Origin of the sequence: Kitasatospora sp. MMS16-BH015, from assembly GCF_002943525.1 — a bacterium.
Lineage (GTDB): Bacteria > Actinomycetota > Actinomycetes > Streptomycetales > Streptomycetaceae > Kitasatospora.
The window spans coordinates 2,700,005-2,719,499 of sequence record NZ_CP025394.1; the positions used below are offsets into that span (position 1 = coordinate 2,700,005).

14 protein-coding genes are annotated in these 19,495 nt (G+C 72.4%); 6 read left to right on the plus strand and 8 right to left on the minus strand.

Annotated elements, in window-relative coordinates:
* Positions 1 to 5: 5 nt before the first annotated feature.
* The 4 genes from CFP65_RS11725 to hrcA all read right to left on the minus strand — a co-directional run bounded on the left by CFP65_RS11725 (position 6) and on the right by hrcA (position 6,505).
* The gene (locus CFP65_RS11725; RefSeq protein ID WP_104816051.1) at positions 6 to 3,203 is read right to left on the minus strand and encodes a S41 family peptidase; all 3,198 of its coding nucleotides are present in this window, start codon (positions 3,201 to 3,203) and stop codon (positions 6 to 8) included.
* A gap of 212 nt (positions 3,204 to 3,415) precedes the next feature.
* On the minus strand, positions 3,416 to 4,165 hold the full coding sequence (locus tag CFP65_RS11730; protein WP_104816052.1) for a 16S rRNA (uracil(1498)-N(3))-methyltransferase: 750 nt from the start codon (positions 4,163 to 4,165) through the stop codon (positions 3,416 to 3,418).
* A gap of 94 nt (positions 4,166 to 4,259) precedes the next feature.
* Complete coding sequence (gene dnaJ / locus CFP65_RS11735) at positions 4,260 to 5,402, minus strand: molecular chaperone DnaJ (RefSeq protein WP_104816053.1); 1,143 nt, start codon at positions 5,400 to 5,402, stop codon at positions 4,260 to 4,262.
* A gap of 71 nt (positions 5,403 to 5,473) precedes the next feature.
* Positions 5,474 to 6,505, minus strand: coding sequence for a heat-inducible transcriptional repressor HrcA (hrcA, locus tag CFP65_RS11740; RefSeq protein ID WP_104816054.1), 1,032 nt, complete (start codon positions 6,503 to 6,505; stop codon positions 5,474 to 5,476).
* Positions 6,506 to 6,815: 310 nt separating this feature from the next.
* On the opposite strand from hrcA, the gene htpX reads away from it, so the two are divergent.
* From htpX to CFP65_RS11760, 4 genes are all read left to right on the plus strand, one after another.
* Complete coding sequence (gene htpX / locus CFP65_RS11745) at positions 6,816 to 7,739, plus strand: zinc metalloprotease HtpX (RefSeq protein WP_104816055.1); 924 nt, start codon at positions 6,816 to 6,818, stop codon at positions 7,737 to 7,739.
* A 10-nt stretch (positions 7,740 to 7,749) separates the two neighbouring features.
* A complete protein-coding gene (locus CFP65_RS11750) occupies positions 7,750 to 8,334 on the plus strand; it encodes a hypothetical protein (RefSeq protein WP_104816056.1) in 585 nt (194 codons plus the stop codon).
* 100 nt (positions 8,335 to 8,434) lie between these two features.
* Positions 8,435 to 9,355: a hypothetical protein gene (locus CFP65_RS11755; RefSeq protein ID WP_104820804.1), complete on the plus strand. Its 921-nt coding sequence runs from the start codon at positions 8,435 to 8,437 to the stop codon at positions 9,353 to 9,355.
* A gap of 31 nt (positions 9,356 to 9,386) precedes the next feature.
* Positions 9,387 to 10,208, plus strand: coding sequence for a DUF3097 domain-containing protein (locus CFP65_RS11760; protein ID WP_104816057.1), 822 nt, complete (start codon positions 9,387 to 9,389; stop codon positions 10,206 to 10,208).
* On the opposite strand, the gene CFP65_RS11765 is transcribed toward CFP65_RS11760, so the two are convergent.
* The 3 genes from CFP65_RS11765 to CFP65_RS11775 all read right to left on the minus strand — a co-directional run bounded on the left by CFP65_RS11765 (position 10,196) and on the right by CFP65_RS11775 (position 13,994).
* Positions 10,196 to 10,756, minus strand: a complete 561-nt coding sequence (locus CFP65_RS11765) for a Uma2 family endonuclease (RefSeq protein WP_104816058.1) — start codon at positions 10,754 to 10,756, stop codon at positions 10,196 to 10,198. The genes CFP65_RS11760 and CFP65_RS11765 overlap by 13 nt on opposite strands.
* A gap of 40 nt (positions 10,757 to 10,796) precedes the next feature.
* Positions 10,797 to 12,026, minus strand: a complete 1,230-nt coding sequence (hemW, locus tag CFP65_RS11770; protein WP_104816059.1) for a radical SAM family heme chaperone HemW — start codon at positions 12,024 to 12,026, stop codon at positions 10,797 to 10,799.
* Positions 12,027 to 12,095: 69 nt separating this feature from the next.
* On the minus strand, positions 12,096 to 13,994 hold the full coding sequence (locus tag CFP65_RS11775; protein WP_104816060.1) for a long-chain fatty acid--CoA ligase: 1,899 nt from the start codon (positions 13,992 to 13,994) through the stop codon (positions 12,096 to 12,098).
* A 305-nt stretch (positions 13,995 to 14,299) separates the two neighbouring features.
* On the opposite strand from CFP65_RS11775, the gene CFP65_RS11780 reads away from it, so the two are divergent.
* Together CFP65_RS11780 and CFP65_RS11785 are read left to right on the plus strand one after the other, a co-directional pair.
* Positions 14,300 to 16,033, plus strand: a complete 1,734-nt coding sequence (locus CFP65_RS11780; RefSeq protein ID WP_104816061.1) for an ABC transporter ATP-binding protein — start codon at positions 14,300 to 14,302, stop codon at positions 16,031 to 16,033.
* Positions 16,030 to 18,081 (plus strand): ABC transporter ATP-binding protein, encoded by a 2,052-nt coding sequence (locus tag CFP65_RS11785; RefSeq protein WP_104816062.1) that lies wholly within the window; start codon positions 16,030 to 16,032, stop codon positions 18,079 to 18,081. Before CFP65_RS11780 ends, CFP65_RS11785 begins: the two co-directional genes overlap by 4 nt.
* Before the next feature lie 110 nt (positions 18,082 to 18,191).
* Here CFP65_RS11785 and CFP65_RS11790 read toward each other — a convergent pair whose 3' ends face one another.
* The gene (locus tag CFP65_RS11790) at positions 18,192 to 19,490 is read right to left on the minus strand and encodes an MFS transporter (protein WP_254552348.1); all 1,299 of its coding nucleotides are present in this window, start codon (positions 19,488 to 19,490) and stop codon (positions 18,192 to 18,194) included.
* Between the last annotated feature and the right edge of the window lie 5 nt (positions 19,491 to 19,495).

Here is a 19,495-nt window from a genome sequence, read left to right on the forward strand (position 1 = left end):
CGGGGTCAGGGCAGCGGCGGCGGGGTGAGCGCCGGACGCTCGGCCAGCGCCGCCAGGGCCAGCCGGACGCCCTCGGCCAGCTGGGTGTCGCGGCCGGCCACCCAGTCCTGCGGGGCGATCGCCACCTCCACGTCCGGGTCGACCCCGTGGTTCTCCACGCCCCAGCCGTAACCCTCCAGCCAGTACGCGTACTTGGGCTGGGTGACCAGGGTGCCGTCGACCAGGGTGTACTTGCTGTCGATGCCGATCACCCCGCCCCAGGTGCGGGTGCCGACCACCGGGCCGATGCCCAGGGCCTGGATCGCCGCGTTGACGATGTCGCCGTCCGAGCCGGAGTACTCGTCGGCCAGCGCCACCACCGGGCCGCGCGGGGCGTCGTGCGGGTAGGAGTCGGGGTGGGCCAGGTCGCGGCCCCGGTCCCAGCCGACGATCCGGCGGGCCAGCTTCTCGACGATCAGCTGCGAGGTGTGGCCGCCCTGGTTCTCCCGCAGGTCCACGACCACGCCCTCCTTGGCCATCTCCACCCGCAGGTCGCGGTGGAGCTGCGCCCAGCCCGAGCCGACCATGTCCGGCACGTGCAGGTAGCCCAGCCGGCCGTCCGAGAGCGCGCGGACCTCGGCCCGCCGCCCGGCCACCCAGTCGTGGTAGCGCAGCGCCTCCTCACTGGCGAGCGGCACCACCACCGGGTGCCGCTCCACGCCGTCCGGCCCGGCCACGGTCAGCTCGACCGGCTGCCCGGCGGTGCCGGCCAGCAGCGGCGCGGGCCCGGTGACCGGGTCGACCGGGCGGCCGTTGACGGCCAGGATCGCGTCCCCGGCCCGCACGGCCACCCCGGGCGCGGCCAGCGGCGAGCGGGCCCGCGGGTCGGAGGACTCGCCGGGCAGCACCCGGGCCACCCGCCAGCGCTCGCCGTCCCGGGCCAGGTCGGCGCCGAGCAGGCCCTGCCGGCGCAGTGCGTCGGCGCCCCGGCCGGGCGGCACCACGTAGGCGTGCGAGGTGCCCAGCTCGGCGACCACCTCCCAGAGCAGGTCGGTCAGGTCGTCGTGCGAGCCCAGCTTCTCGACCAGCGGCCGGTAGCGCTCCAGCGTGCCCGCCCAGTCGAAGCCGCCCAGGTCGGCCCGCCAGTAGTTGTCCCGCATCAGGCGGCCGTTCTCGTCGAACATCTGCCGCCACTCGGCCGCCGGATCGACGGCCACCCGCAGCCGGGCGAGATCGACCTCGATCTCCTCCTCCTCGCCCGCCTTGTGCCCGGCGGGCAGCGAGCGCAGCGCGCCGTGGTCGTAGACGGTCAGCCGCTGGCCGTCCCCGCTGACCGCGAAGTCGTCCAGCTCCGCGACGAGTTCCTCCACCTTGAGCTTCTTCAGGTCGTACCGCTCCAGGCTGGCCCGGGGCTGCTCGTCCTCCAGCGAGGCCGCGCCGTCGCCGAGCTCGCCGACCAGCGGCAGCCTGGTCCAGAGCACCGCGTCCTTGGCCGCGAGCAGCTGGCCGAACCGGCCGCCCTCCACCGGGAACGGGATGATCCGGTCGGCGATCCCCTCCAGGTCGACCCGGGTGGCGGGCGGCGCCTCGGCGGCCTCCTCCTCGCCCTCCTTGACCTCCTTCTTCGGCTCCTCCTCGTCCCCCACCGGGCGGCCGGCCCGCTGCGGGCCGAACGGCGAGGGGGTGTCGGCGGCCAGCGTGATCAGGTACGGGCGGCAGCCGGTCGGGAAGGAGAGGTCGAAGACGTGGGCGTCGTAGACCGGGTCGAAGTGCCGCACCGAGAGGAAGGCCAGGTGCCGGCCGTCGGCCGTGAAGGCGGGTGCGTAGTCGACGAACCGGGCCGGGGTGGCCTCGGCCACCGTGCCGGCGGCCACCTCGGCGAGCATGATCTGCCGCAGGCTCCACGGCCCGAGCGCGGGCTGCGACCAGGCCAGCCAGGCGGAGTCCGGTGACCAGACCAGGCCGTGCACCTCGCCCTCGGTGCTGCGGGCCAACTCCCGCACCTCGCCGCCGTCCAGGCCCACCACCAGCACCCGGCCGTCGTGCGAGGCCACCGCCAGCCGGGCGCCGTCCGGCGAGACGGCCAGCTCCACCGCGCGGCCCAGCTGCCCGGCGGCCAGCCGCCGCCGCTCGGCGCCGAGCGCAGCCGGGGCGTACTCGACCGCGTCCTCGCCCTCGGCGTCGCTCACCCAGAGCGCGCCCTGCTCGCCGCCCTCCGGCGGGGCGGGCACCACGGCCACCAGCCGGGCCCGCACCCCGGGCTCCTCGCTGATCACCCGGGCCGGGCCCTCCCGGTGGGTCAGCCAGTGCACCGTGCCGCGCACCTGGGCCACCGAGGCCCGCCCGGTGTGGTCCGGCGCCGATTCGTCCAGCTGCCCGGCAAGCGGGTGCGGGCGCCGGCCCGTGCGCGGGCCGGCCAGGTCCACCTCGATCCGGCGCGGGGCGGCTCCCGCCAGGTCGTCCAGCAGCCAGAGCTCGCCCGCCCGGTGCCAGACCACCCGACGGCCGTCGGTGGTCGCGTCCCGGGCGTAGAACTCCGTGGAGTCGCCGTGCCGGCGCAGGTCCTCGCCCTCCGGCGTGCTGGAGTACAGCTGCCCCACGCCCTCGTGGTCGGAGAGGAAGGCGATCCGCTCGCCGATCCACATCGGCGCGGCGATGTTGCCGCCGAGCCCGGCGTGCACCCGCTCGAACTCGCCCGCCCCGATCCAGAGTTTGCCGACCTGCCCGCCCCGGTACCGCTTCCAGCGGGCCGGGTCCGTGCTCGACGCACTCAGCAGCAGCGCCCGCGGCCCGCCCGGCTCCAGCGCCAGCCCGCCGATCGGCCCGTACGGCAGCCGCTCCGGCTCGCCGCCGTCCAGCGGCAGGGCGTACGACCAGGTGCGGCGGGCCGTGCTGTGCCCGGCCGCCGTGACGGCGACCGGGCGGCCGTCGGGCAGCCACCCGCGCAGCGCGGTGGTCGCGCTCCCCCAGTACGTCAGCCGCCGCACCTCGCCCCCGGCCACCGGCGCCACGTGCACCTCGGGACGCCCGTCCCGCAGCGAGGTCCAGGCCAGGCTGGCCCCGTCCGGCGAGAACCTCGGCCCACGCACCGGCACTTGATCCGCCGTCACCCGCCAGGCCCGCCCCCCCTCCAGCGGAGCCAGCCAGACATCGTCCTCGGCGACGAAGGCGACCAAGTCGCCGGACACGTGCGGGTATCGCAGGTAAGAACTCACGAGCGCCACTCTAAGCAGCAAGTGTTTGCCGTATCCAGGAGTTGCACCATCCAGGGGCGCGGGGAACGGCGCGGCCAGCCATGCAAGGTCCGCACTCTTACACTCATGCCCTCGTTGCACTATCCGTTGACGGTGCAACTGGCTGCGCGGGCGAGATGACTCGAAGGCTTCTTCCGACTTCGCGCAGTTCCCCGCGCCCCTGATGTGCTGACCCAGAGTGCCTATTGCCAGCGTCCGGAGTGGGCCAAGAGCAGGGCACCCGCCGCCACGCCTGCCGTGGAGGTACGCAGGACGGAGGGGCCGAGGCGGTGGGGGTGGGCGCCGGCCTCGGCGAAGGCCGCCAGTTCGTCCGGGGAGATGCCGCCTTCGGGGCCGACGATCAGGACCAGGTCGCCGGCGGGCGGGAGGGAGGCCGTCGCCAGGGGGAGCGAGCCCTCCTCGTGGAGGACGGCCGCGAAGGCGGCCCCGGCGAGCAGGGGGGCGAGCTGACGGGTGGTCATGAGGTCGCGGACCTCGGGGAAGCGGAGTCGGCGGGCCTGCTTGCCGGCCTCCTTCGCGGTGGCGCGCCACTTGGCCAGGGCCTTGGCGCCGCGGTCGCCCTTCCACTGGGTGATGCAGCGGGAGGCGGCCCAGGGGATCACCACGTCGACACCGACCTCGGTCATGGTCTCGACGGCGAGTTCGCCGCGGTCGCCCTTGGGGAGGGCCTGGACCACCACGATCCGGGCCGGGGCCGGCGGCTCCTCGCGGACCTCGGCGACCAGCACGTCCAGCGCGTCCTTGCCGTGCACGGCCGCGACCGAGCCGTGCACGCCGAGGCCGAGGCCGTCCGCCAGGGTGACGGCCTCGCCGGGCTCCAGGCGCTTCACGGCGGCGGCGTGCCGCCCCTCGGGGCCGTCGAGCCGGAGCAGCACGCCGGGGGCGGCCCCCGCCAGCCGCTCGGTCTCGACGACGAACACGGGCGCGGTCATGGCACTCCTCGGTGCAAGGGCATCGGTACAGAAAAAACGGCCCCCGCACCGGACGTGCGGCGCGGGGGCTCGAAGCGGGACGGACAGCGGCGGCCTACCGGCCGTTGAACGCGTCCTTCAGCCGGGAGAACAGGCCCTGCTGGCCGGGGGCGAAGGTGCCCGAGGGGCGCTCCTCGCCGCGCAGCAGCGCGAGGCGGCGCAGCAGCTCCTCCTGCTCGGGGTCGAGCTTGGTGGGGGTCTGCACCTCGACGTGCACTATCAGGTCGCCCCGGCCGCCGCCGCGCAGGTGGGTGATGCCCCGGCCGTGTAGCGGGATGGACTGGCCGGACTGGGTGCCGGGCCGGATGTCCACCTCCTCGACGCCGTCCAGGGTCTGCAGCGGCACCTGGGTGCCGAGCGCCGCGGCGGTCATCGGGATGGTGACCGTGCAGTGCAGGTCGTCGCCGCGCCGCTGGAAGGTCGGGTGGGTGGTCTCGGCGATCTCGACGTAGAGGTCACCGGCCGGGCCGCCGCCGGGGCCGACCTCGCCCTCGCCGGCCAGCTGGATCCGGGTGCCGTTGTCGACACCGGCGGGGATCTTGACCGTGAGGGTGCGGCGGGCGCGGACGCGCCCGTCGCCGGCGCACTCGGGGCACGGGGTCGGGACGACGGTGCCGAAGCCCTGGCACTGCGGGCAGGGGCGCGAGGTCATCACGTTGCCGAGGAAGGAACGGGTCACCTGGGAGACCTCGCCCTTGCCGCGGCACATGTCACAGGTCTGCGCCGAGGTGCCGGGAGCGGCGCCCTCACCGGAGCAGGTGGTACAGGTGACGGCGGTGTCGACCTGGAGCTCCTTGGTGGTGCCGAACGCGGCCTCCTCCAGGCTGATCTCCAGGCGGATCATCGCGTCCTGGCCCCGGCGGGTCCGCGAGCGCGGTCCGCGCTGACCGGCCGCCGCGCCGAAGAAGGCGTCCATGATGTCGGAGAAGCCGAAGCCCGCCGCGCCCGCGCCGAAGCCGCCGGCGCCACCGCCGCCGTTCGGGGAGAGCGGGTCGCCGCCGAGGTCGTAGACCTGGCGCTTGGCCGGGTCGGAGAGCACCTCGTAAGCGGCGTTGATCTCCTTGAACCGCTCCTGCGTCTTCGGGTCCGGGTTGACGTCCGGGTGCAGTTCACGGGCGAGGCGCCGGAACGCCTTCTTGATCTCGTCCTGCCCCGCATCCCGTCGGACGCCGAGTACCGCGTAGTAGTCCGTGGCCACCAAATGCTCCGCTTGTTCCGCCTGTTGAAGTGCTGCGACTGGTCACCGGGCCCCACGGCCCGGTTGGTCCTCTACGATTCGGCCAGGATCTGGCCGACGTACCGTGCCACCGCACGCACCGCCCCCATTGTGCCCGGGTAGTCCATCCGGGTCGGGCCGATCACGCCCAGCTTCGCCACGCTCTCGTCGCCCGAACCGTAACCGACGGACACGACCGAGGTGGAATTCAGGCCCTCGTAGTCGTTCTCCCGGCCGATCCGGACCGTCACCCCGGCGTCGGGCGTCTCACCCAGCAGGCGCAGCAGCACCACCTGCTCCTCCAGGGCCTCCAGGACGGGCTGGATGGTGAGCGGGAAGTCGTGGCCGAACCGGGTCAGGTTGGCCGTGCCGGCCAGCATGATCCGCTCCTCGTTCTGCTCGGCGAGCGTCTCGAAGAGGGTGGCCAGCACGGTGGTGACGGTGGCCCGGTCGGGCGGCTCGAAGGCGGCCGGCAGGTCGTCGAGCAGGGCCGGCACGTCGGGCAGCCGCTGGCCGCCGGCCCGGCTGTTGAGCCGGGCCCGCAGGTCGGCCAGCACCGTCTCGCCGACCGGGCCCGGGCAGTCGACCATCCGTTGCTCGACCCGGCCGGTGTTGGTGATCAGCACCAGCATGACCTTGCTCGGGGCCAGCGCCACCAGCTCGACGTGCCGCACGGTGGAGCGGGAGAGCGAGGGGTACTGGACCACGGCGACCTGCCGGGTGAGCTGCGCGAGCAGCCGCACGGTGCGGGCCACGGTGTCGTCCAGGTCGACCGAGCCGTCCAGGAAGTGCCGGATGGCCCGGCGCTCCGGGGCGCTCATCGGCTTGACCTCGGCCAGCCGGTCGACGAACAGGCGGTACCCCTTGTCGGTGGGGATCCGCCCGGCGCTGGTGTGCGGCTGGTGGATGTACCCCTCCTCCTCCAGCGCCGCCATGTCGTTGCGCACGGTGGCCGGGGAGACGCCGAGGCTGTGCCGCTCGACCAGCGCCTTGGAGCCGACGGGCTCCTCGGTGCCGACGTAGTCCTGCACGATGGCGCGCAGCACCGAGAGCTTGCGGTCGTCCAACGGCCGCTCGCTGAACATGGCACGCACCTCCGTCTTCGTCCGTTGAGCTGACAGCGCTTCCTACTGCTTGCAGCGTCTCCTCTGGCACTCCGGAAGGCAGAGTGCCAGCACCGTACCAGCCAGTGTAAGGCCCGCCCACCACCGCAGGAACGGCCCGCCCGCGTGATCCTCGTCCGATTCGCGCTCGTTCCGCGCGGCATTCCTCCCGCTTTCGCCCGGCCCGGGCGCACCCCGGGATCCGTCCGGCGCGGGGCGGTGCCCGCGCGGTCGCGGGGTGGCAGCATCGAAGACGGACAGTGATATCGGCAGTTCTCACGAAGGAGCAGCGATGTCGGCGTCACCTCAGCACTCCCGTTTCGCCCCCGACCGCGGACTCACCGGTCGGATGGTCCTCACCATGTTCGTGATCGGGCTGCTCTATGTCGGCTTCACCGGGGTGCTGATCGTCCTGCTGCGCGGGGCGTGGCCGCTGGTGGTGCTGATCTCCGGCGGGCTCTTCGTCGCCCAGTTCTGGTTCAGTGACAAGATCACCGAACGGGCGATGGGCGCCCACGAGGTCACCCCCGAGCAGTACCCGCAGCTGCACGGCACCATTGACCGGCTCTGCGCCCTCGCCGACATGCCCAAGCCCCGGGTCGCGGTGGCCGACACCGACATGCCGAACGCCTTCGCCACCGGCCGCAACCCGCAGAACGCGGTGGTCTGCGTCACCACCGGCCTGCTCCGCCGACTGGAGCCGGAGGAGCTGGAGGGCGTGCTCGCCCACGAGCTCTCGCACGTCGCGCACCGGGACGTGGCGGTGATGACGGTGGCCGGCTTCCTCGGCGTGCTCGCCGGGATGATGACCCGGATCGCGCTCTACGGCGGCTTCTACGGGGGCAACAACCGCAACAACAACGACCAGAACGCGGCCATCGCGATGCTGATCATCCCGCTGGTCAGCATGGTGGTCTACGCGATTAGCTTCCTGCTCACCCGGCTGCTCTCCCGCTACCGCGAGCTGGCCGCCGACCGCGCCGCCGCCCAGCTCACCGGACGGCCCAGCGCGCTCGCCTCGGCGCTGACCAAGGTGACCGGCCAGATCGCCGCCATCCCGAGCAAGGACCTGCGCGCCTCACAGGCGTACAACGCCTTCTACTTCGCCCCCGCGCTGAGCGCCCGGGAGGCCGCCACCCAGCTGATGTCCACCCACCCCTCGCTGGAGAAGCGGCTGGCGCAGCTGGGCAAGATCTCCGCCGAACTCGGTCAGTGAGGATCACTTCATGGGTTTCCTGGACGCACTCTTCGGCCGCACCAAGCCGGTCAAGCCCGATCTCGACCAGCTCTTCGGCATCCCCTCGGCCGCCCTGACGCTCGAGGCCGGGGCCGGCTTCAAGCCCACCGGCCTCGGCTCGGTCTGCTTCGCCGCCGTCGAGGGCGGCGCCTTCGTCGAGGTCCAGCGCCAGGTCAGGGCCCTGCTCGACGCCGACACCGCCACCGGCGGCGTCCCGGTCGAGGCCAGCCAGGACGGCTACGGCTACTCCTGGCTGCTCGCCCGCCACACCCCCGAGGAGCTCCCCGACCTGGTCAACGACCTGCACGCCGTCAACAGCGAGCTCGAGGCCAACGGCTTTGGCCCCCAGCTGCTCTGCTCGATCGTGGGCTTCCGCAACGACTCCGGCCAGTCGCTCGGCCTGGTCTACCTCTACAAGCGCGGCAGCTTCTATCCCTTCGCCCCGATGCCGGGCGGCGGCGAGAAGCGCAACAGCCCCCTGGAGCTCCAGATCAAGGCCCTCCTCCCCAACGACCTCCGCCTCGAACCGGACCTCACCCGCTGGTTCCCGGTCTGGGGCGCACCGGGGCTCTGACTCATGACCCAGGTTGACCCTGACACGGTGTGAGGCGGTTGGCTGCTCCCACCGCCCGGTGACCACCGGCGCGGCTCCGACCGCCTCGAAGGGTCTCCCCGTGCTCGGCTACACCGGCTCCGGTCCGTACTGCTTCACCAACTCGCTGGCCATGGTGCTGGGGGCGGAGGCACCCTCCACCGCCGTGATCGAGACGCTGACCGGCTCGCCGTTCGGCGCCCAGCTGATCGCCGGCGAGCTGCCGCTGTTCGACCCGTACGGCTGGCACCCGGAGATCGGGCTGGACTCGGCGATCGAGCTGCTCGGCTGGGTCTGCGAGCGCAGCGCGGGCGGCGGCCCGGCCGGGGCGCTGGAGCGGCTGCGGGCCGCCTGCGCGAGCGGGCCCGCGCTGGTCGGGCCGGTGGACATGGGTCTGCTGCTCTACCAGCCGGGCACGCCGAACGCCGAGGGCGGGGACCACTACGTGGTGGTGCTCGCGGCCGACGAGCGGGAGGTGGAGCTGCACGATCCGCACGGCCACCCCTACGCGACGATGCCCACCCCGGCCTTCCTGGCCGCCTGGGAGGGGAAGTCGGTCGGCTACCTCGACGCGCCGTACGTGCTGCGCACCGGCTTCACCCGGGTGCGCGAGGTCACCGTCGCCGAGGCGCTCCGGCGGTCGCTGCCGGCCGCCGAGCGGTGGCTTGCGGGCCGCAGCGAGCTCCCGATGCCGCCCGGCTCGCTGGGTGGGGCGGCTGCCGTGGCGGCGCTGGCCGACCGGGTCGAGCGGGGGCTGCCGGCCGGCATCCGCACGCTGCTCACCGCCTTCGCCGTCCGGGTCGGCGCCCGGCGGCGCAGCGACGCGGCGGGCTGCCTGGCCGAGCTGGGGCTGGCGGAGGCGGCCGCCGTGCTGGGGCGGCAGGCCCGGCTGCTCGGCGGCCTCCAGTACCCGCTGGTGCAGGGCGAGGACGCGGTGGCGGCGGCCCGGCTGCGGGAGCTCGCCCCCAGCTTCGAGGAGTTGCGCGGCGCGTTGGGTCTCTGACGGGCCGTCGGTCGGCTCGTATGATCGCCGGGTGCGCAGCTACGGACCGGACCTGACCCCGCCCTGGAAGAACCAGGCCCCTGCCCCCGAGGTGGCCGCCGAGCGGGACCTGGTGGTGGAGGAGGCCGCGAGCGGGTTCTGCGGGGCGGTGGTGCGGTGCGAGAAGACGGCCGAGGGCTTCACCGTGACGCTGGAGGACCGCTTCGGCAAGCTCCGGGTCTTCCCGATGACCCCGCGCGGCTTCCTGCTCGAGGGCAAGGTGGTCACCCTGGTCCGGCCGGTGACGGCCGCCGCCCCGGTGAAGCGGGTGACGGCCTCCGGCTCGGTCGCCGTGCCCGGAGCCCGGGCCCGGGTGGCCCGGGAGTCGCGGATCTACGTGGAGGGCCGGCACGACGCCGAGCTGGTCGAGCGGGTCTGGGGCGACGACCTGCGGATCGAGGGCGTGGTGGTCGAGTACCTGGAGGGCATCGACGACCTGCCGGCGATCGTCTCCGCCTTCTCCCCCGGCCCGGGCCGCCGCCTCGGCGTGCTGGTCGACCACCTGCTGCCCGGCACCAAGGAGCACCGCATCGCCGCCCAGGTCACCGGCTCCGCCGTCCTGGTGGTGGGCCACCCCTACATCGACATCTGGCAGGCCGTGAAGCCCGCCAGCGTCGGCATCCCCGGCTGGCCCGACGTGCCCTACGAGGAGTCCTGGAAGGAGGGCATCTGCCGCCGCCTCGGCTGGCCGGTGGACACCCCCGCCGCCTGGAAGCGCATCCTCGCCTCCGTGAACACCTACAAGGACCTGGAGCCCGCCCTGCTCGGCCGGGTGGAGCAGCTGATCGACTTCGTGACCGCTCAGGACGAGTAGGTCTGGAACTCCGTGGTGTCGAGGGTGATGCCCAGCACCTCGACCGGGATGTCCGCACCGAACCGACTGGTCCGCTCGGAGCAGTAGTCGGGCAGCCCGGACACGGTCTCCTCGCTCGGCTCGGTGAGCAGCACACAGACGCCCTGGAGCGGGTCCACGATCAGGTAGACCGGGATCGCACCCTCGGCGTACATCAGCCGCTTGGTCCGGTGGTCACGGTCGACACTGGTCTTGGAGACGACCTCCACGACCATGGTCACAGCCGCTGCCGGGATCAGCCGCCCCGGGCCCTCGACCGCACCGCGCTCGTAGACCACCAGATCCGGCTGCGGCTCGCTGGCCTGCCCGGGAATGGCGATGTCCTGCGTCTGGGCCCGGTGCCAGCCCGCGCGGGGGATCTGATCGAGGATGGACTCCACGATCCAGTTGTGAACCCGATCGGGCCCGGCCAGCATCACGATTTCCCCCTTGATGAGCTCGGCCTTGAACCCTTCGGGGACTTCCAGGTTCTCGTAGATCGCTGTCACGCGGTCATCGACGGCAGTCATCACACGCTCCCTCAGACGGCTGCATACACCGTAACGACTATCAGTCCACGAGGTCACGCACGACGCCGTCCGCCAGCAGCCGCCCCTGGAGGGTAAGCACGGCCCGGCCGGCCGCGAAGGCCGTCTCGTCCAGCAGGCCGACCTTGACCGCGCGGCCAGCGGCGGCCAGGCCCTCGGGCGCCAGCAGGCCGAGCGGGATGCCCTCGCGCAGGCGCAGTTCGAGCAGGATGCGCTCGACCCGGCGGTCCTCCTCGGGCAGCACCTCGCGGCCGAGCGCCGGCGTGCGGCCCTCGGCCAGGGCCTGGGCGTAGGCGGCGGGGTGCTTGGCGTTCCACCAGCGGACGCCGCCGACGTGGCTGTGGGCGCCGGGGCCTGCGCCCCACCAGTCGGCGCCGGTCCAGTAGAGCTCGTTGTGGCGGCAGCGGCCGGCCTCGGTGGTGGCCCAGTTGGAGACCTCGTACCAGTGGAAGCCGGCCTCGCTCAGGGCCTCCTCGGCGATCAGGTACCGGTCGGCGTGCACGTCGTCGTCGATCATCGGCAGCTCGCCCCGCTTGACCCGGGCGGCCAGCTTGGTGCCCTCCTCGACGATCAGCGAGTAGGCGGAGACGTGGTCGGGACCGGCGCCGATCGCGGCGTCCAGCGAGGCCCGCCAGTCCTCGTCGGTCTCGCCGGGGGTGCCGTAGATCAGGTCGAGGTTGACGTGCTCGAAGCCGGCCGCGCGGGCCTCGGCCACGCAGGCCTCGGGGCGGCCGGGGGTGTGGTGGCGGTCGAGCAGCTGGAGCACGTGCGCCTTGGCGCTCTGCATGCCGAAGGAGATCCGGTTGAAGCCGCCCGCGCGCAGCTCGGCCAGGTAGGCCGGGCTCACCGTCTCGGGGTTGGCCTCGGTGGTGACCTCGGCACCGGGGGCCAGCCCGAACTCGTCGCGGATCGCGGCCAGTGCCCGGACCAGGTCGGCGGCGGGCAGCAGGGTCGGCGTGCCGCCGCCGAAGAAGACCGTCTGCACCGGCAGCTCGGCCTCGCCGAGCACCCGGCGGGCCAGCCGGATCTCGCTCACCAGATTGCCGGCGTAGGTCTCCTGGGAGGCGACGGCGCCGGAGGAGCGCAGCTCGGTGGCGGTGTAGGTGTTGAAGTCGCAGTAGCCGCAGCGGCTGGCGCAGTACGGCACGTGCAGGTAGAAGCCGAAGGGCCGCTCGCCCAGCCCGGTGAGGGCGTGGGCGGGCAGGGAACCGTCGTGCGGCACGGCTTCGCCGTCGGGGAGTGCGGAGGGCATGCCCCCATTGTCCGGTACGGCGCGCCGTGCTCCTCCAAGCCGACGGCCGGACCGGACCTCGGGACGGGCTCAGGCCTCGTTGGTGCCCGCGTACATCCCGGCCACCGCCTCGGCGTAGTTCTTCTCGACCACCGGGCGCTTGATCTTGAGGCTCGGGGTCAGCTCGCCGTGCTCCACGTCCAGGTCGCGCGGGAGCAGGGTGAACTTCTTGATCGTCTGCCAGCGCTGGAGCTCGCCGTTGAGGCGCTTGACGAAGCCATCGATCAGCGCGACCACCTGCGGGTCGGCCACCACCTCGGCGTAGCTCTTGCCGGCCAGGCCGTGCTCGGTGGCCCAGGCCATGATCACCGGCTCGTCCAGGCCGATCAGCGCGGTGCAGAAGTTGCGGCCGTTGCCGATCACCAGGATGTTGCTGGCGAACGGGCAGATCGCCTTGAACTTGCCCTCGACCTCGCTGGGGGCGACGTACTTGCCGCCGGAGGTCTTGAACATGTCCTTCTTGCGGTCGGTGATCCGCAGGTAGCCGTCCTGGACCAGCTCGCCGATGTCGCCGGTGTGGAACCAGCCGTCGGCCTCCAGCACCTCGGCGGTCTGCTCCGGGAGGTCGTGGTAGCCGCGCATCACGCCGGGGCCGCGGAGCAGGATCTCGCCGTCCTCGGCGATCCGCACCTCGGTGCCGGGCAGCGGCTTGCCGACGGTGCCGACCCGGACGTCCTCGGCCCGGTTGACGGTGGAGCCGGCGCTGGTCTCGGTGAGGCCGTAGCCCTCCAGGATCGGCACGCCGGCGCCGAGGAAGAAGTACCCGATCTCGGGGGCCAGCGCGGCCGAGCCGGAGACCGAGCCGCGCAGCCGGCCGCCGAAGGCGGCGCGGATCTTGGCGTAGACCAGCTTGTCGGCCAGGGTGTGCTGGAGCCCGAGGGCGAACGGCACCTGCTCCCGGCCGGTGGCCACCCGGGTCTGCTGGGCGGTGCGGGCGTGCTCACGGGCGACCTTGGCGGCCCACATGAAGATCTTGTACTTGGCGCCGCCCTCGGCCCGGGCCTTGCCGGCGATGCCGTTGTAGACCTTCTCGAAGATGCGCGGGGCCGAGGCCATCAGGGTCGGGCGGATCAGCGGCAGGTTGTGGATGATCCGGTCGACCCGGCCGTCCACCGCCATCACGTGGCCGGTGGCGATCTGGCCGGAGATCAGCGTCTTGCCGAAGACGTGCGAGAGCGGCAGCCACATGAACTGCACGTCGTCCGAGCGCAGCAGCCCGCTCTCCTGCTGGGCCACCCCCTCGTACGCCCAGCAGTCGTGCACCAGGCGCACGCCCTTGGGGCGGCCGGTGGTGCCGGAGGTGTAGATCAGGGTGGCCAGCTGCTCGCGCTCCAGCGCCGCCACCGACTTCTCGATCGCGTCGGGGTGCTCGGCCAGGTACGCGGCGCCGGCCGCCTCCAGCTCGGCCAGCGAGAGCACGGTGAGGCCGGGGGCCTCGGGCAGCTCGGCCGGGGCGTCGAAGAGGATCACGGTGGCCAGCTCGGGCAGCTGCTCGCGCTGCTCGATCACCTTGGCCAGCTGGCCGACGGTGTCGACGAAGAGCGCGCGGCTGCCGGAGTTGGCCAGGATGAAGGCCGTCTCCTCGGCGTTGGTGCTCGGGTAGACCGTGGTGGTCGCGGCCCCGGCACACATGTTGCCGAGGTCGGCGATGACCCACTCGACTCTGGTCGCCGAGGCCAGCGCGACGCGGTCCTCGGCACCGATGCCCAGCGACATCAGGCCGGCCGCCACCGCCTTGACCCGCTCGGCGGTCTGCGCCCAGGTCAGCGAACGCCACTGCTCGGCGCCCGGGGTGCTGTCGGCCGCGTGTTCGTCGACCGGAGCGGGGTACCGGTAGGCCTCACCCTGCGGAGTGGCCTCTACCCTGCTGAGGAACAGGTGCGCCACGGACACCGGGCGTCGCTCGATCATGGACTGCGCGGAACTCAACGAGGACCTCCGGGGGGCGGGTGGCCGAGGGTGAGCGGCGGCGGAAGGAAGGGGGGCCGGCCGGCCATCCTGTCAGCCGCTGTAGTTAACCAGCGAGTAACAAGAGGGCAATCAGCAGCCTAGGGGGTACGGAGCCGTTCCGTAAGGGGGTAGCCACAGCTGACACCTGAGCGGACCGGCAGTGCAGAGGACAGGCAGAGGACAGTACAAGGCCAGCGGGTCGGGCCCGGGTAAAGGCCCTCTGAAGCCCGCACACCGTATGAAAATGGGATGCGAATCACCGTGCCGACAACGAGAGTGTCTCAGTGCTGATCACAATCCTCCGGGCCAGGCTGGCCCGGTACCAGAAACCGATCATCCTGCTCGTCCTGCTCCAGCTCGTCGCCACCATCGCGGCGCTCTACCTCCCCACGCTCAACGCCGACATCATCGACAACGGCGTGGTCAAGGGCGACACCGGATACATCCTGGCCATCGGCGGAGCCATGATCGGGGTGACCGTCGTCCAGGCGCTCTGCTCCGTCGGCGCCGTCTACTTCGGCTCCCGCACGGCGATGGCCGTCGGGCGCGACCTGCGCGCCGAGGTCTTCGACCGGGTGCAGAGCTTCTCGGCCCGCGAGCTGGGCCAGTTCGGCGCCCCCTCACTGATCACCCGCACCACCAACGACGTCCAGCAGGTCCAGATGCTCACCCTGATGGGCTTCAACCTGATGGTCGCCGCGCCGATCATGTGCTTCGGCGGCATCATCATGGCGCTCAACCAGGACGTGCCGCTCTCGGCCCTGCTGCTGGTGGTCGTCCCGGTGCTCGGCACCGTGGTCACCCTGCTGGTGCACCGGCTGCGCCCGCAGTTCCGCACCATGCAGACCCGGGTCGACAAGGTCAACCGGGTGCTGCGTGAGCAGATCACCGGCATCCGGGTGATCCGCGCCTTCGTCAAGGACGGCCACGAGCAGGCCCGCTTCGGCGAGGCCAACACCGAGCTCACCGAGGTCTCGCTGCGGGTCGGCCGGATGCTCGCCTTCATGTTCCCGGCCGTGATGCTGGTGGTGAACGTCTCCAGCGTGGCCGTGATGTGGTTCGGCGGCCAGCGGATCGACAGCGGCGGGATGCAGATCGGCGCGCTCACCGCCTTCCTCTCCTACCTGATGCAGATCCTGATGAGCGTCATGATGGCCACCTTCATGTTCATGATGGTGCCGCGCGCCGAGGTCTGCGCCGAGCGCATCCAGGAGGTGCTCGGCACCGAGAGCTCCGTCGTGCCGCCCGGCGCGCCGGTCACCGAGCTGCGCCGGCGCGGCCACCTGGAGCTGCGCGGGGTCGACTTCCGCTACCCGGGCGCCGAGGCCTCGGTGCTGCGCGAGATCGACCTGCTGGCCGAGCCCGGCCGCACCACGGCCGTGATCGGCTCCACCGGCTCCGGCAAGTCCACCCTGCTGGGCCTGGTGCCCCGGCTCTTCGACGCCACCGGCGGCAGCGTGCTGGTGGACGGCGTGGACGTGCGCGAGCTCTCCCCCGCGCTGCTGGCCGAGACGGTCGGGTTCGTGCCGCAGAAGCCGTACCTGTTCTCCGGTACGGTCGCCAGCAACCTGCGCTACGGCCGTCCCGACGCCACCGACGAGGAGCTCTGGCACGCGCTGGAGGTGGCCCAGGCCAAGGACTTCGTCGAGAAGCTCGACCTCGGCCTGGAGGCCCCGATCGCCCAGGGCGGCAGCAACGTCTCCGGCGGCCAGCGCCAGCGCCTGGCCATCGCCCGCGCCCTGGTGCGGCGGCCGGAGATCTACCTGTTCGACGACTCCTTCTCGGCCCTGGACTACGCGACCGACGCCAGGCTCCGCAAGGCGCTGGCCCGGGAGACCTCCGAGGCCACCGTGGTGATCGTCGCCCAGCGCGTCTCCACCATCCGCGACGCCGACCGGATCATCGTGCTCGACGAGGGCGCGGTGGTCGGCAGCGGCACCCACCACGAACTGATGGCCGACAACCCGACGTACCGGGAGATCGTGCTCTCCCAGCTCACCGAGCAGGAGGCGGCATGAGCGAGCGCACCGGCGGTGGAGCCGGTCCCTCGAAGGGCGGCCCCGAGCTGTCCAAGGGCGGCCCCGGGCCGTCCAAGGACGCGCCCAAGGCGCCGTCCGACTCCCAGACCGCCGCGGCCCGCCGCGGCCCGGCCGGCCCCGGCCGGTTCATGGGCGGCCAGGGCGCCGAGAAGTCGATGGACTTCAAGGGCTCCAGCCGCCGCGTCCTGAAGCTGCTGCGTCCCGAACGCGGCACCCTCTACGGGGTGTTCACCCTCGGCGCGCTCAGCGTGGCCTGCGCGGTGATCGGCCCGAAGATCCTCGGCCACGCCACCGACCTGATCTTCGCCGGCTACATCGGCAAGCAGCAGCCGGGCGACGTGACCAAGCAGCAGGTCATCGAGGGCCTGCGGGCCAGGGGCCAGGGCACCATCGCCGACGTGCTCAACGCGGTGCCCTTCACCCCCGGCCACGGGATGGACTTCGACGCCATCGGCTCGGTGCTGCTCTGGGTGCTGGCGATCTACGTGGCCTCCGCCGTGCTCGGCATCCTCCAGGGCCGGCTCGCCGCCCGGGTGATCCAGCGCACCGTCTTCCGGCTCCGCGAGTCGGTGGACGCCAAGCTCTCCCGGCTGCCGCTGAGCTACTTCGACCAGCAGCCGCGCGGCGAGGTGCTCAGCCGCGTCACCAACGACATCGACAACATCGGCCAGTCGATGCAGCAGTCGATGGGACAGATCGTCAACTCGCTGCTGACCATCGTCGGCGTGCTGGCGATGATGTTCTGGATCTCCCCGATCCTCGCGGTGATCGCGCTGGTCTCGGTGCCCGCCTCGGTGGTGGTGGCCACCAAGGTCGGCAAGAAGGCGCAGCCGCAGTTCATCGCCCAGTGGAAGACCACCGGCACGCTGAACGCGCACATCGAGGAGATGTACACCGGCCACGCGCTGGTCAAGGTCTTCGGCCGGCAGAAGGAGGCCGCCGCGACCTTCGCCAAGGAGAACGAGGAGCTCTACGCCTCCAGCTTCAAGGCGCAGTTCATCTCGGGCATCATCCAGCCCGCGATGATGCTGATCGGCAACCTCAACTACGTGCTGGTCGCCGTGGTCGGCGGTCTGCGGGTGGCCAGCGGCGCGCTCTCCATCGGTGACGTCCAGGCGTTCATCCAGTACTCGCGCCAGTTCAGCCAGCCGCTCACCCAGGTGGCCTCGATGGCCAACCTGGTGCAGTCCGGCGTGGCCTCCGCCGAGCGGGTCTTCGAACTCCTCGACGCCCCCGAGCAGTCCCCCGAGCCGGCCATGCCGGAGCGGCCGGCGGTGCTGCACGGCCGGGTCTCCTTCGAGGACGTCTCCTTCCGGTACGAGCCGGAGAAGCCGCTGATCGAGGGCCTCTCGCTCAAGGTCGAGCCGGGCCACACGGTGGCCATCGTCGGCCCGACCGGCGCGGGCAAGACCACCATGGTCAACCTGCTGATGCGGTTCTACGAGGTCAGCGGCGGCCGGATCACCCTGGACGGAGTGGACGTGGCCGCGATGTCCCGGGAGGACCTGCGCTCGGGCATCGGCATGGTGCTCCAGGACACCTGGCTGTTCGGCGGCACCATCGCCGAGAACATCGCGTACGGCGCCGAGTCCGCCACCCGCGAGCAGGTGATCGAGGCGGCCAAGGCCGCCCACGTCGACCGCTTCGTCCGCACCCTTCCCGAGGGCTACGACACCGTGATCGACGACGAGGGCACCGGCGTCAGCGCGGGCGAGAAGCAGCTCATCACCATCGCCCGGGCCTTCCTCGCCCAGCCCTCCATCCTGGTCCTGGACGAGGCCACCAGCTCGGTCGACACCCGCACCGAGGTGCTCATCCAGCGCGCCATGGCCACCCTGCGCACCGGCCGCACCAGCTTCGTCATCGCCCATCGCCTCTCCACCATCCGGGACGCCGACGTCATCCTGGTGATGGAGAACGGCTCGATCGTCGAGCAGGGCTCCCACGACGAACTGATCGCCGCGGACGGCGCTTACGCCCGCCTCTACCAGGCCCAGTTCGCGGAAGCGGTCGTCGAGGTCGACTGAGCAACCATCAGGGGCGCGGGGAACGGCGCGGCCAACCCTGCACTCTGAAGGTGTCTTACGCAGATGCCCACTTGCACTATCCGATGAGGGTGCAAGTGGGCATCTGTGCATCAGTGCACGGCCTGCTTCTCCCGCCCTCGCGCACGCAGTTGATCAGCAGAGCCCCGCGCCCCTGATGGCTGGACCCTGACCGCATCCTCCGGCAGGTGCTTCTCCAGCGTCAGCAACAACAGCGCCCCCGCCGCCACCGCGGCGGCCAGCACAAGCCAGGGCAGCCGCCCGTCCAGCGCCATCAGCCCGGTGAAGAGCGAGGGCGCGATCGCCGCCGAGAGCGACCAGGAGAGCTGGTAGGTGGCCATGTACCGCCCGCGCAGGGCCGGCGGGGCCGCCGCCGTGACCAGGGCCGAGGCGGCGGGGTTGTGCACCACCTCGCCGAGGGTGGCGAGCACCACCGCCCCGAGCACCCCGGCCGTCACCAGACCCGAACCGGGTGCCGCCAGCCCGAGCGCCGCGTCCGCCACGAACGCCACCGCGAACAGCCCCGCCCCAGTGGCCGCCGCCCGGTTGCGGCTGCCGAACCGGGCCACCAGCCGTCCGGCCGGCACCCCGAGGCCCGCGCACAGGACCGTGTTGACCGCGAAGGCGACACCGGTGAGCGACTGCGGCTCCCGCAGCACCTCGGTCAGGTAGACCGGCAGCAGCACCGAGAGCGCCGCGTACCCGTGCGAGATCAGGAGGTTGGCGGCGCTCAGGCCGAGGACCGGCCGGTCCGCCAGCACCGCCCGGTACCCGATCTGCGGGGCCCCGCCCTTGTTCGGGACGGCCCGCGGCGCACCGTTCTCCGGCACGCCCCAGGCCAGCACCCCGGCCACGAAGAAGCTCGCCGCGTTCACCAGCGCCGCGACGGTGTACCCCGTCCCGCCCGCGTAGCCGACCAGCAGCGCGGCCAGCAGGCTGCCCGCGCCGAGCCCGCCGTTGACCAGGCTGCGGCCGAGCGCGTTCAGCCGCTCCAGGTCGGCGCCCGAGACCAGCTCGCCGATCCGGGCCTGCTGGGCCGCCGGGAAGCCCCGGGTGGCCCCTGCGGCGACCAGCGAGACCAGGAAGAAGGCGGCCAGCGAACCCGAGAACGGGTACGCCAGGAAGGCCAGCCCGCGCACCAGGTAGAGCGCGAGCTGCACCCGCCGGGCGCCGTAGTGGTCCACCAGCGAACCGACCACCGGCAGCGCGGCCATCCCGGCCAGGCCGGTGATCGTGAGCACCAGGCCGATCACCGGCAGCGGGAGGTCGGTGACGTGACGGAAGAAGACGATCGTGAAGGGCACGTACATGCCGTTGCCGACGGCATCGACGGCCATACCGGTGAGCAGCCGGCCCTCGCCGGGGAAGCGGCGACGCTGATTCGAACGCATGTAAG